Raw genomic sequence first — 13,335 nt, 5'->3', positions numbered from 1 at the left:
AAACGGGTATGTTATTACCAGAAGCACTTACAACGAGAAACGGGGGCGATTCCATAATGAATGATCACAGCATGTTAAAGACGGGTGCCGTAGAGGCTAAAGAGATTACGCCGGATATTCTATCCTTACGTATTGTAATGGTGAACGTCCAGATGATCGGTACGCCGGGAATGGGAGACTGGGTATTGATTGATACGGGACTCGGAAATTTTGAAGGCTCCATTTTAGAAGAAGCGGAGAAAAGATTCGGAAAGCCGCCGGTTTGCATCGTGCTTACGCACGGCCATTTTGACCATGTCGGGAATGTGAAGGCATTGGCGGACCGCTGGAGCGTACCTGTCTACGCTCATCCGAGCGAACTGGCGTTTCTTACGGGAAAAGAAGACTATCCACCAGGAGATCCAAGCGTAGGCGGCGGATTGATGGCCCGCGTTGCTCCGATGTATCCGAACAAAGCCATCGATCTGGGCTCCAGGATACAACCTCTGCCGGAGGACGGCAGCGTGCCGGGTCTTCCTGAATTCAAATGGCTGCCGACACCGGGCCATAGCCCCGGCCACATCTCTCTGTTCCGCGAACGGGACCGAGTCCTCGTAGCGGGAGACGCGGTGATTACGGTGAAGCAAGAGTCGGCGCTAGCCGTCATCGGGCAGGAGAAGGAGCTGCATGGTCCGCCGATGTATTTTACGCCGGATTGGGATCTCGCGCGGGAATCGGTTCGCCGCCTGGCAAGCCTGAATCCCGAGGTTCTGATCACGGGACACGGGGTTTCGATGCGGGGTGAGGAGCTTACGGCTTCACTTGAACTGCTGGCCCGGGACTTTGATCGTTTGGCCGTTCCCGAGCAAGGCCGATATGTGGATAAGGATATGAATTGAATGAGAACGGATCTAATTATCCGTTTCATGATATGAACGATTTATAAGCTAAACGAGACACCGTGAGGGCGATGACCTTGCGGTGTTTTTTAATATGAGGCAGATTGTAATATGAAGTGTCTATATTAACTTGATACACACTTGGTGATGAACAGGCCGAAAAGTTCTATATAAATAAGAATGCGCTTAAACGTTCGCGGAAATCGCGTATTTTTTATTTTATGGATATAATTCTTATACTAGGCATACGACAAGATCTTATATTCATAGTGGAGGATTAATGATGGCAAAAATATTGGTAGTTGAAGATGAAAAACCGATTAGCGACTTGATTACAATGAATTTAAAGCTTGTGGGGCATCAGTTTTTTAAAGCTTTCAATGGGATGGAGATGCAGACAATTCTGGAACAGGAGAAGGTTGATCTCATTTTGCTCGACGTTATGCTGCCCGGTTTGGACGGTTTTGAGCTCATGAGACGCAATCGGCATTTAAATGTTCCGGTTATTTTTATTACCGCTAAAGATTCATTATATGACCGCATTACAGGGTTTGAACTCGGCGCGGATGATTATATTATTAAGCCTTTTGAAATTTTAGAGCTGCTTGCACGCATAAATGTGGTTTTACGTCGAAACGCACAGGAACATGACGGATTTATTGCGGAAGGGGTTGATGTCCGTTTAGCGGCACGGAAAATTTACAAGAACGGACAACTTGTCGAATTGACTGCAAGAGAATTTGAACTGTTGGAGGTTTTGATTCAGAACAGAAATATCGCGTTGTCCAGGGAAAAGCTGTTGGAGCTTGCCTGGGGATATGAATTTGAAGGCGATACACGCACCGTGGACGTACATATCAGGCAGCTTCGCAAAAAACTAGGGTGGGAAGAACGCATAAAAACGATTTATAAGCTTGGTTACCGTCTTGAATCGGAGGGATGAGGCATGCGATTTTGGCAGAAAACACTACTAGTCGTACTTATCTTGTTCATTCTGACCCTTGATGTAAGCGTAATTATGATTATGAAAAAAAGTTGGAATCTTAACATGGAAAGAGAGATTCAAAGGGCTTCTAGTGAGCAGGCATTAATTGCCAACAACATCTATGAAAATTTGAATTCAATCAAATCCCGGGGGATGTCCATTAATGATACCGTATTATTTGATGTTGCACGCTCTTATGCAGATTATTATCGGCAGCAGGGAATCGCTTTACAATTATGGGATCAGGGGCAGTTAGTATATAGTGACGATTCTGCTACGAAGGACATGCCCGTAATGCCAAATGAACAAGCAGATGAAGAAACGGTACACGAAGTTATCATATCCAAAGAGCTGCCATCTCCTTACAATCACCTCTTGCTGACATACCGGCGGGATATCGAGGAGTTGTATGCCAAACAAGCCGAATTAAATCGTTATTTTGTTTTTATCAATTTTATCGCCAGTCCAATTCTTATTATTTTGCTGTATATCCTGATCCGACAATTAACGAAACCTTTGCGGTTATTATCCAATACGACCAAAAATATCGCAGAAGGAAATTATGGTGAACGGGTGACTTTAAAGAACAACGATGAATTTGGTGAATTGGCGCAAAATTTTAACCAAATGGCCGAAGCTGTTGAACGTCATGTAACCGAGCTTTCTGCTATGGCTGAGGCAAAGCAAAGAATTGTCGATAACCTGGCTCACGAATTGAGAACCCCTCTGACAAGTATGCAGGGTTTCGCCCAATATTTGAATTCCGCAAACATTGGCGAAGAAGAACGAATGACGGCTAGCGGTTATATCTGGAGCGAAACATTGCGCTTGAAAAATCTGGTCTTTAAGCTGCTGGATCTCTCCATCCTAAGTCACCAGCCGATAGAACGTACACCTGTGTCAGTTGTTGATCTGTTTGAATCCGTCCGGCGAACGGAACACAATAATTTGGAGATGGCTGGTATTGAACTTGTCCTGCAGGTTGAACTCGACAGCGTATGGGGGGATCGTGATCTGTTAGCGTCTTTTCTGATCAATTGCATTGAAAATTCAATTCACGCTTCATCCGAGGGTTCCGAAATCAGACTTCTCGCTTATGAACAGAATTCCACAGCTGTACTGGAGGTGCGCGACTTTGGGAGAGGTATGAGCGCCAAGCAGGTGGAACATGCGTTTGAGCCATTCTATCGAGTGGACAACGCCCGGTCGAGAGTACATGGGGGAGCAGGGCTTGGTTTATCTTTATGTCGTCAAATTGCGGAGGCGCATCAGGCGATGTTGTTTCTCGAATCTGAGGAATATATCGGCACAACCATCCGAATTAATTTACAACTTCATAACAACAACCTTCTAACTCGATAACATTTTTAAATTAAGGTATGCATAGGCGGACAAGCCTACTTAAAAAGTGGAGGTTTTAACTGTGAACAAAAAGAATGTCCTGGCGGCCCTCGCTATAATCGCCATTTCTGGCGGATTGCTTGCAGCCAGCACGTTTGCTGTCCTGCATTTGGTTCCCACGCCTGTACCTGAACTGTATGGGGAATCTAAGCGGCAAGGAATACCTGCAATGACTTTAGCAAACAGCGAGATACCGATTTTAAAGGTAGAAGCGCCAATTCCGGCAACGACAGTTAAGGAATATCTGGAACAAACGATGACGGACGAGGATATTCAACAAATCTATCATTATTTTGACAACATCAAGATTGAAGCGGAAGCAAGTAACCGTAAAATGACCGATCAGGAGGCTAAAAGGCTGAAGGTACTGAAGGAACAATATATTTATGAAGGCGTCCGTCCTCAAAAGCCTTTGCCCCTTAAAGAGGGAAATTATAGTTTCTATTTAGACTTGAGTAAAGCAACTTATGTATATCCCAAGCGGCTTCTGACAGATGAGGAATTATTGCAGTATATTGATTGGCACTCCCGAGTGAATTTTGCTCTGAGCAAACGGATTGTCAAGCCCCAGCCCGATTCGAAAGATATAAGTGAAGCAGATGCGTTGGCAAAGGCTCATGACAGTGTAACTCGTCTGTTTGATGTCGATGTCTCCAAACTGAAAGTAACCATATTGTATAATAAATTTGGCCCTGGGCAAATTGGGGAATGGTTTGTTCATTTTCAGCCTTACAATGTGGAGAGACTGCAAGCAAGCACAGAAACTTATTTCATGTATGATGTATTCATAGATTCCTTGACTGGGAATGTGATCGATACCACTCTTTTCAATTCTAACTATAAGAGAACGCCCATCACAGCGGCTATGAAAGAGCAGATCAAACAGGATCACAGCTGGATCGATGCAGCTAAAACCATAGTAAGAGAGAAACAGGGTGATACTCGTGCAATCACAAATACGTCATTCATTGAGGATGTCAAATATGATCAACGAGGTATTGTAGCCATATCCATCAGCTTGGAAGACGGTAACGCATATACAGCAGAATTGCGATATCCCGAAAAAACGTTACGATGTCTTATATATGAACCGGCTCCAAAGAAGATATAGTCATAGGGATTTGTTTTATATAAAACAGAAAAATGTTGCATGTGATAACATAGAACTCTTTCAGAATTGGTTTGTCTAATTAAATCATCTACAATGTATTCAGACAAAAATCCCATTTCTATATTGAAGTGGGATTTTTGCGTCCATAAACGAATGTATTAAAAATATGTAGCAAAAGAAATTATAGTAGAGGTGTATGATGAAAAAAACCATTCTTTTAATGATTTTATTCCTATTCTTTCTTATCATTTTACCAGATCAGAGTCATGCAGCAGCTAACCAATCTAAGATCATATTAGACGGTCAGGAAGTGATATTACCTTCTGATGTCCAGGTCACAGTGATGAATAAGCATGTTATGATCCCAATTCGTGTTGTTGCTGAGAATCTAAAGTTTAGAGTTAATTGGGATCAAAAATCGCATCTTGTAAAAATCCAGCAAAATTCAAAGATAATCTCTTTACACGTTGACCAAAGAGAAGCGAAGGTAGCAGGGAAGCCCGTATTACTGGATATTGCTCCTCAAATTCTGAATAAAAGTGTAGTCGTTCCGATACGCTTCGTAAGTGAACAGATGGGACTGTCTGTGAGTTGGGACAACAAAGATAAAATTGTATATCTGACAAGCAGCACCACTAATTATGCTCAAACTGAAGATCCTGCTCCCCATTCAGAGAACAATGAAAAATTATCGTTAAAACATATCAACGAAATTAATTTTTTGAATAACCAACTCGTTATAAGCATGGATGGGAAAGTTAACCCAATCATTTCTAATTTAAATGACCCTAATCGAATTGTTATTGATTTACCTAATACAACGTTTGGTGATTTATCTCAATCATTAGATTCGGGATCTATGGGGAAATTGGATGTTAGTGGTCAACCCCATGTATCGGAAGTGAGATATTCGTTATTTAGTCGTGATCCAGATCAAGTCAGAATCGTGATTGAATTAAAACATGATAGTGAAGTTCAAGTTAAGCATGAATTTATCGGTGATCAACTGGTTATTGATTTAAGCGATACCAGCGATTTCGAATCTCCTATTCAAGCGCCATCGGCAGGTGAGCAGGGCAGAAAGATTGTAGTGATCGATCCGGGACATGGAGGAAGTGATCCGGGGACGACAAGTATCTCTAATAAACATGAGAAGGATTTTAACCTTGCTTTATCTCTAAAAGTACAAGAACTCCTTTTGAAGGAGCCTGAAATCGAAGTATGGATGACCCGCGATAGTGACGTGTACCCTACCCGAACGGAACGTGTGCAGCTCGCCAATAAAATAAATGCCGACGTATTTGTATCTATACATGGAAACAGTGTTCTCGAGTCACCTCAAGCTAATGGTACAGAGACTTACTATTATCAGCGAAGCAGCAGTAAAGAGCTGGCTGATGCTATTCACAAGCGTTTAATTAAAGCGATAGGTCTGAAAGACCGCGGTGTAAAAGATAACAGTTTTCAAGTCATTAGAGAAACGAAGATGGCTGCTGTTCTATTGGAAGTTGGGTTCCTGAGCAATATCTCCGATGAAAAAGCGATGCTATCCAATGCCGTACAATACAAAGCTGCTCAAGCTATTATCGATGGAATAAAAGAATATCTGAGCATCAGGTAAGTAAAATAGGAAAAATGCAAACTGGCTATGTTTATTAAATTGTTGATGGACTAGAACTTTAATCGATTATAGGAACCGCATTCTATCACTCAACGCTCGTTGAAAAGAATACATAGAATTTTTCCATTAAAATTCTTTAGTAACCCCTAGCCCCTAGTACTTTACCTTGAATAGTTTTTAAAGGAACGGGGCCAAAATGACGACTGTCCACACTTCTTTCCCAATTATCACCTAAGACAAATATATGTTCTTTAGGAATTTTAATTTTAACCATATTCTGTTTAAAAAAATCATTTTCTTCCTGAGTTAATTTAAAATTAGAGTCACTTTCTTTTTGTTTATCAATGTATTCCTGCTCAGTTAGACCGTATTTTGCTGCCACACCGTAAAAACCATCAAGTTTTTTGTCATTGACATAAACCACTCCTTTTTTTATTTCCACATTATCCCCCTCACTTGCGATAATTCTAGAAATATAATGATCAGCTAATTTAAAATCTGGGTTATCTTTAAATCCCTCGAACTCTGGAGGTATAAAATAAACAATATCGCCCGGCTTCATGATCATACGGTCAATTTCCGAGTCAATTACTAACGCACCATCTTCAGTATAATGATATTCTGATCGTTGACGGCTCATGTTGTCGATTTTATAGTCAACTGTTTTTAATACCTTTGGTTTTTCTGAACCATTTAAGCTTTCCGTAGAAGTCTTATCTGTAGAACATCCCGACATTAGAAAAATCAAAATAAGACCAAGAATCCACTTTCTTCTCATCTCAGCACCTCCTGCTGTAGTACTTCCGGTCAAATCATAATATGCACTCTATTAAATTAAATTGAGTCCATATTATATGAACTATTTTATTCAACCACGGATACATGTCTTCCACTCCATCTTTAATGAATTCTGAGATGTTTACTGAGTTTTGCTCAGTTAGTAATCTCCCATTCATAATATCTGCCTTTATTCTCTCTGAAATTGTTGCGGGAACATTCACATCAGGATTAAACGTTTGCCTGACGCTACCCCTTAAGGAAAAACATTCTTGACAGCTTTCATTCTTTACAGTTATTATAGACCTATAATATCCATTATATAATCGTACTCATTTCACTAAGAGATCGTTATAAGGAGGAAAGAACATGATGAATCGCAATACTTCAGAAGACCATGATGATATCTTCGATGTGGCGGTGGTAGGGGCAGGAGCTGCAGGGCTAAGTGCAGCACTGTTTCTCACTCGAGCTCGTCGCCGAACAGTCATTTATGACGGAGGACCCGTTCGTAATTCAATGATCTCTAAGATTCATGAATACCTTGGGTATGAAGGAAGTACACCAGCCGAATTCCTGGAACGTGGGCGTTCCGAGGTGGTAAGCTACGGCGGAGAAATTCGCAGTGAGACCGTATTGAAGATCGAAGCAAGGCCCGATGGGCTCTTTGATGTCTGGGGCAGCAAGATGAAGATCACGGCTCGGGCCGTAGTACTGGCCACAGGGCTAGTCGATGTGCTCCCCATTGTGCCTGGCTTAAAAGAGGGGTTGGGCAAGTACGTTCATCTGTGCCCATGCTTCAGCGGATATGAAGTTCGGGACAAACCTTTCGTAGCCTTTGGACTACCGGAGCGCCTTGCCCAGCTTGGAAAGTTCCTGACCGCGTGGTCTTCAGACGTAACGGTCGTAAGCCCACACGAGTTCGACTCCGAAACGCTGACAAGGCTTGATGGATTCGGAGTTAAAACCGTTCAAGACGAGGTGACCGGTCTGGTAACGGAAGGGGACCAACTCGTCTCCATCGCCACAGCGAGCGGCACGGAAGTGCCATGTGAAGCAGTTTTTGTGGCGGCCCCTTTCAAAGCTGCGTCTGAACTGGCTGTCTCTCTCTGTGAAGTAGACGAAGCCGGTTTCGCAGTTACCGATACGTACGGAAGAACGAGCCGACCAGGAGTATGGGCGATCGGGAATGCTACGGATCAGCTTGCCCATCTCGTTCATTCAGCCGCCTCCGGTGCGAATATTGGACCTTGGGTCGTTGACTATTTGCTTGAAACATCCCTGAATCCGAAGAAGAAAGAATAGGCACGGATGACCGAAATTTCTTTTTCGCGCGCCCAGGCGCTGACGGTGAATCGGCTGATGGCTGCGTATTTTGGAGACATGGACCACACATCAATGGTGAAATTAATCGAGTCTCTAACTATGTGAATACAGTGCTGCGACACAAACAAATAAAAAGATAAAAGCATCGCTTAAGCCTCTGTAAAAGCTTAAACGATGCTTTTTCTATATTAGGGTATTGCGAAATCAAATCTATTTCCGATTTTTCCTTTTAAAAACCGTTTTCTATTACCGGAACTCATCCTTGTGTCCGCCAAACTGGAAACCGAATTGACCACTATAACCGCCTAAATGGCCCCCGGCATCGAAGCCAAAACCATGTCCCCCACCAAGATGTGCACCGGTATAACCACCGACACCATATTTTCCACCAAGATATCCACCTGCATGAACTCCCATCCCATGACCACCACCGAGTTGGCCGCCAGCATGAACTCCTACTCCATAGTCACCGCCGAGATGGCTCCCAGCATGAGCTCCTATTCCATGGCCACTCCCGAGATGACCACCGACAAACATACCTGCTCCATAATCACCCCCAAGCTGTCCACCAGCATGAACACCAATGCCATGTTCGAAATGATTGCTGTTAGAAGGATAAACGCCATAATATGGTGCAGGATACGGATAATAAGATGGTTGAGGGGATCGACAATATGAGCATAAATATGGGTTAATTATCATTAATAAACCTCCAATCTGATCGATGATTGTAGCTTATTCAGAACTAATAAAACATGATACTTGACCATTCCAATATAGGAAAAATACAGAATACAGGGTCCGTGAGTTATCCAACCAATCTATAACAGTTTATCGAGAATAGTGCCCTTACGAAGCCATAGTGGACCCGTGGGACTAGTGCGATTTACATCAACCATTCCAAAGTTAAAACGAACAAGCCCATGCAATTTGCAAGGGCTTCATATTGTCGAGAATCCCTGTCCTTTTTCACCTCAGCCCAGTAGAATATCGAACGTAGGCTGTGGCTTAGAGGAGTTTTTTAGATGTCTACTTGACGGGGGGAACTTCATTCAGCGGTAGCCTCTTGTTTATGGTTGTTGAGCTCTTAATCCTGGGCTGGATCCTCATCCATGCCGACGCCTGAATCAAATACACTGTCCTGCGGAACTTTCGTGAGATCTAGCTTTAGCTTCACTTGGTCATTGATATTCCCATACCAGGCCTCAAAGGAGTCATCCAACTGCTCCTCTCGATTACGATCCTCGTTCACATCTGAATCAACTTCGATTTTATTACCTAATACCTCGTAGTCGTCTTTGGGGTGGATCATACTTTACTTCAACTCCTTCGTATAGGAATTGAATTAAAATTCCCTATAAAACTAATTTTATACATGGTTTTCTTTTACAGCTTAGGTGAACAAGCTGATAAAACAAAAAGAGGGTGTCCATCGTCATTTTTATGCTAATGACATTTGGGACACCCTTGATTACTTTTGTGATTTAATATTCATGAATCGTTTCGTACATGCTGGCCGCTGATTATTAGGTTTAAATATATATCAAATATAGACACATCTCTAATTACAATTCGACAGCTATTCCATTAATCTAACGGGCTGCAAGGATAATTCAGTAAGGAGTGAGACGCATTAAGGAGTTTATTTCTTTACAGTATAAGAAGTTTGGAAATCCTCTTGAGGTGTTGGAATTAGAACAACGAGTAGACGATATACAACTTCAGCACGACGAAATAGTGGTTCGAATGATTCTTAGTCCAATCAATCCTTCTGACCTAATTCCGATTCGAGGTGCCTATAAACATCGAATTCAGCTGCCAGAAGTACCAGGATATGAAGGGGTTGGTGTTGTTGAAGCTGTTGGTTCATCCGTAACAACATCCCTTTTAGGTAAACGGGTACTGCCTCTACGTGGTGAGGGAACTTGGCAACAGTACGTGAAAACAAAAGCCAATTTTGCAATTCGAGTTCCCGTTGAAATTAATAACGAAACAGCAAGCCCAATGTACATTAACCCTATGACAGCGTGGCTTATTTGTACAGAAGAATTGCGGTTAAAGTCTGATGATGTGTTCATTGTAAATGCTCGCGGTTCTGCAATAGGACGTATTTTTGCACAGTTTTCAAAGGTGTTTGGATACAGATTGATTGCGGCGGTAAGAAATGATAGACATACCCAGGAACTGCATTCGCTCGGTGTTTGGGCGGTAATTGACACGTCTAAAGAATTGCTTGTCCATCGAGTTTTGGAATTGACTTGTGGGATGGGGGCAACGGCCGGTATTGATAGCATTGGCGGGCAAGATGGACACAATCTGATTGAGTGTATCCGTCCAGGTGGCACAGTCTTAAGTATTGGTCTTATGTCAGGAACCCAAATGAATTGGGCTCAGATACACCAAAAACATTCTAATATCAGAGTGAAGCCATATTGGCTTAAAAGATGGATTGAAGGTATCTCCGATGTTCGGTGGCATGAAACTTTTGGTGATGTATTCAAATTGGTGATAGATGGGGAATTGACTATTCAAGCACCAAGAACGCGTTTTAGTCTACGGGAATATGAGAAAGCAATTATAGAAACTCAACAAAGTGGTCACATAGGGAAGGTGATTTTGGAACCATTTTTATTCAACTAATGCGCTAATACTCTATTTCCTTAAATAATTTATAATAACAACGGAGGAAATATGAAACTAAAATCATTGATTCTTGAAAACTATAGATCATTTAAAGAACTAGTTAGAGTTGAGATTAATGATTATATTCAATATGGAAAGAAATTTTTTTATAAAATAATAAACTTGCGTGAACCTGAACACGTTCTGATGCATCTAACATATGTAAGGCCAAGAAAGTGTTGCAGAGGAGGTCTCCCAATGTGAATAAGAAATCAAATATAGAGCACGATGTTCAGCTTGCCAAGCATGGGGATCGGGAAGCCTTTAGCAGGCTGATCCACGCTTGCGAGCGTAATTTGTACGGCTTAGCCCGTTTGTACCTGAAGCGGGAAGAGGATTGTGCGGATGCTGTACAGGAAGCGATTTATAAATCCTTCGCAGCTATGCCTACCTTAAAGGAGCCTGCTTATTTCAAAACATGGCTGTCCCGTATTCTCATTCATGAATGCCTGCAACTGCTGCGTTCCCAGCAGCGGCTGCGCACGGTTGAACTTGCCAATGGCGGTGCCGATTCACTGCCGTATGAAGCGATCGAACTCAACGAAGCCGTGACTCACTTGGATGATGATTTACGCAAGGTCATTCAGCTTCACTATTACCGGGATATGCCGGTTAGCCGTATCGCCAAGATCGTAGGAATACCGCAAGGAACGGTAAAATCCCGGTTGTACCGAGCCCGCGCCATTTTGGCGGAAAGATTGGATCCCTCCACGGAAAGGAGCGTGAGCCATGACCCGATAGTAGGTAAGGAGTCGAGTCGGGATGACTTTGCTCCTATCCTACAGCCTGGTAGTGTTGTACTTCTGCCAGCCAAATCGATCTGGACGGCTAGGCTTGCCGAGGATTACGATATCATTCACAGATCATGGGGTGTGGCGGCTTAATGGGAAAGGATTCCGGCGGAAGATTTTTATCGGAAACATGATTTTGAAGTGAAGAAGGATATTATTTTTATGGCCAACAGGTTTTAGTCGGCGGAATTTATATTGAAAAATAGGGAGCTGTCTTGATGTCGGTGCGTGTTCTTAACTAACCAAATTTTATAGGACTCTGGCTTGTGCATTGCGAAAAAACCCCCTTTATGTGAGTTTTATTTGTCATGCGCGATGGTTCTGAGTCCACCTGGTTAAGAACACAACAGCCATCCCTTATATATTGACTGTACAGCCGTGCTCTGGGCACGGCTTCCCGCTTGGGGGACAGAAGATGGACGATGGTTCATGGACTTCTGTCCCTTTTTTTCATTACTGCAGCACGTATGGGGGTCACGTGTGTTCTTTTCCAGGGGTAATAACAAACTCATATTCAGGAAAAGAGCGTGATTTCACATGATCCATTATATAGAAGAAGTGAAAACCAAGGTTCGTCTGCAGGAAGGCGTCCAGGTGATCGAACAGCTGCTGGTAGCGAGTTATATGCGGCCCGGCATATCAACCAAAGAGCTGGCACGTCATACGTATCTGCCGGTTCCGGTTGCTGCCGCGATCAAGAAGGAACTCATCAAGGCAGGGGCTCTCATTCAAGATCGGGGAGTGCGCTGCACCGATTCCGGGAAGTCCTATATTGAACATGAGCTGGGGTATGGAGGCATCGATATAGATCTGTATCAGAAGCTACTGGCCGGCGAAGTCGATTGGCAGGAGGAGCTTTCTGATGTACTGGCGAGGCTCACGGAGATTCTGGAGATGCGTCCGCAAGTCGATGTACAGATTGACCAATCCCAATGCACGGTAGAGACGAGTCTGCGGAGGGCGATTCTGTCTCTGAGGGAGCACAGTCTGATCGGGAAGAACATTCTGTGCGTTGGCGATGACGACCTGGTGAGCATCTCGCTTGGTCTGCTGCTTAAACGGCTGTTCCCGCACGCGAAGGAGCAGAGAGCCGCCATTACCGTCATGGATATCGATGAGCGATTCCTGCGGTTTATCCAGGGCGCGGCTGCAAAAGAAGGCTTATCGGTTACATGCAGGCATATCGATCTCAGGCAGCCTTTGCCTGAGGGCTTGAACGGACAATATGATTGCTTCTTCACGGATCCGCCATACACGCTACAAGGGCTGACTCTGTTCTTATCCAGAGGCATTAGCGCGCTGAAACGCCAGAAGGGATGCCCCATCTTTCTCTCCTTCGCCCACAAATCTCCCGATTTCACATGGTCCATGCAGCGTGAATTCGTCCGTATGGGTTTATCGGTAAAGCAGGCCCTGCTTCATTTCAATCAATATATTGGAGCACAGATGATCGGTAATAGCGGTCAGATGATCGTGTTAACAACGACGGAATTTACGGCGCCGCGTGTTACAGATTCTTTCGAGGATGAGCTCTACACAGGCGAGGTTAGGCGAACCGTTCGAACCTACAGATGCATCCAATGTCAGGGTGAGCTGCAGGTGGGCGTGCAGGGTGATTTTGCCACGATCGAGGATTTGAAGAAGCAGGGCTGTCCGGTATGCGTCAATCATACGTTCACATGGCTGGCTAAGAAAACGATCTGACTTATCTTTGTGGAAACAATCGAGGGGAGGTTATAATAGGGGAATAGAGGAAGGGGAGG

Annotated in this window: 12 protein-coding genes; 9 read left to right on the top strand and 3 right to left on the bottom strand. The window is 43.6% G+C overall.

The window, feature by feature from the left end; translation table 11 throughout:
- The first annotated feature begins 56 nt into the window (after nt 1–56).
- From J7E85_RS02710 to J7E85_RS02690, 5 genes are all read left to right on the top strand, one after another.
- Entirely contained in the window at nt 57–878 is an 822-nt protein-coding gene (locus J7E85_RS02710; protein WP_215154712.1) for an MBL fold metallo-hydrolase, read from the top strand.
- Between the two features lie 283 nt (nt 879–1,161).
- Nucleotides 1,162–1,821: a response regulator transcription factor gene (locus J7E85_RS02705; RefSeq protein ID WP_076325626.1), complete on the top strand. Its 660-nt coding sequence runs from the start codon at nt 1,162–1,164 to the stop codon at nt 1,819–1,821.
- A 3-nt stretch (nt 1,822–1,824) separates the two neighbouring features.
- Complete coding sequence (locus J7E85_RS02700) at nt 1,825–3,225, top strand: sensor histidine kinase (protein ID WP_215154710.1); 1,401 nt, start codon at nt 1,825–1,827, stop codon at nt 3,223–3,225.
- A 61-nt stretch (nt 3,226–3,286) separates the two neighbouring features.
- The gene (locus tag J7E85_RS02695) at nt 3,287–4,375 is read left to right on the top strand and encodes a hypothetical protein (protein ID WP_215154708.1); all 1,089 of its coding nucleotides are present in this window, start codon (nt 3,287–3,289) and stop codon (nt 4,373–4,375) included.
- A gap of 199 nt (nt 4,376–4,574) precedes the next feature.
- On the top strand, nt 4,575–5,996 hold the full coding sequence (locus J7E85_RS02690) for an N-acetylmuramoyl-L-alanine amidase family protein (protein ID WP_215154706.1): 1,422 nt from the start codon (nt 4,575–4,577) through the stop codon (nt 5,994–5,996).
- Between the two features lie 136 nt (nt 5,997–6,132).
- Here the strand turns inward: J7E85_RS02690 and lepB are convergent, their stop codons facing one another.
- The gene (lepB, locus tag J7E85_RS02685) at nt 6,133–6,774 is read right to left on the bottom strand and encodes a signal peptidase I (RefSeq protein WP_215154704.1); all 642 of its coding nucleotides are present in this window, start codon (nt 6,772–6,774) and stop codon (nt 6,133–6,135) included.
- A gap of 368 nt (nt 6,775–7,142) precedes the next feature.
- Between lepB and J7E85_RS02680 the strand changes: the two genes are divergently transcribed.
- Nucleotides 7,143–8,078, top strand: a complete 936-nt coding sequence (locus tag J7E85_RS02680; RefSeq protein ID WP_215154702.1) for an NAD(P)/FAD-dependent oxidoreductase — start codon at nt 7,143–7,145, stop codon at nt 8,076–8,078.
- 267 nt (nt 8,079–8,345) lie between these two features.
- On the opposite strand, the gene J7E85_RS33795 is transcribed toward J7E85_RS02680, so the two are convergent.
- Nucleotides 8,346–8,516, bottom strand: coding sequence for a hypothetical protein (locus J7E85_RS33795; RefSeq protein ID WP_251035408.1), 171 nt, complete (start codon nt 8,514–8,516; stop codon nt 8,346–8,348).
- A gap of 670 nt (nt 8,517–9,186) precedes the next feature.
- Entirely contained in the window at nt 9,187–9,411 is a 225-nt protein-coding gene (locus J7E85_RS02670) for a hypothetical protein (protein WP_215154700.1), read from the bottom strand.
- A 311-nt stretch (nt 9,412–9,722) separates the two neighbouring features.
- Between J7E85_RS02670 and J7E85_RS02665 the strand changes: the two genes are divergently transcribed.
- The 3 genes from J7E85_RS02665 to J7E85_RS02655 all read left to right on the top strand — a co-directional run bounded on the left by J7E85_RS02665 (nt 9,723) and on the right by J7E85_RS02655 (nt 13,276).
- Complete coding sequence (locus J7E85_RS02665) at nt 9,723–10,739, top strand: zinc-dependent alcohol dehydrogenase family protein (protein ID WP_215154698.1); 1,017 nt, start codon at nt 9,723–9,725, stop codon at nt 10,737–10,739.
- 242 nt (nt 10,740–10,981) lie between these two features.
- The gene (locus tag J7E85_RS02660; RefSeq protein WP_215154696.1) at nt 10,982–11,665 is read left to right on the top strand and encodes a sigma-70 family RNA polymerase sigma factor; all 684 of its coding nucleotides are present in this window, start codon (nt 10,982–10,984) and stop codon (nt 11,663–11,665) included.
- Between the two features lie 444 nt (nt 11,666–12,109).
- On the top strand, nt 12,110–13,276 hold the full coding sequence (locus J7E85_RS02655; RefSeq protein WP_215154694.1) for a bis-aminopropyl spermidine synthase family protein: 1,167 nt from the start codon (nt 12,110–12,112) through the stop codon (nt 13,274–13,276).
- Nucleotides 13,277–13,335 lie beyond the last annotated feature (59 nt).

The organism is Paenibacillus sp. ISL-20 (assembly GCF_018613005.1).
In the GTDB taxonomy this organism is placed as follows: Bacteria; Bacillota; Bacilli; order Paenibacillales; family Paenibacillaceae; genus Paenibacillus_AQ.
The sequence above is the reverse complement of the archived record's forward strand: the minus strand, read 5'-3'. Positions and strand labels throughout refer to the sequence as shown.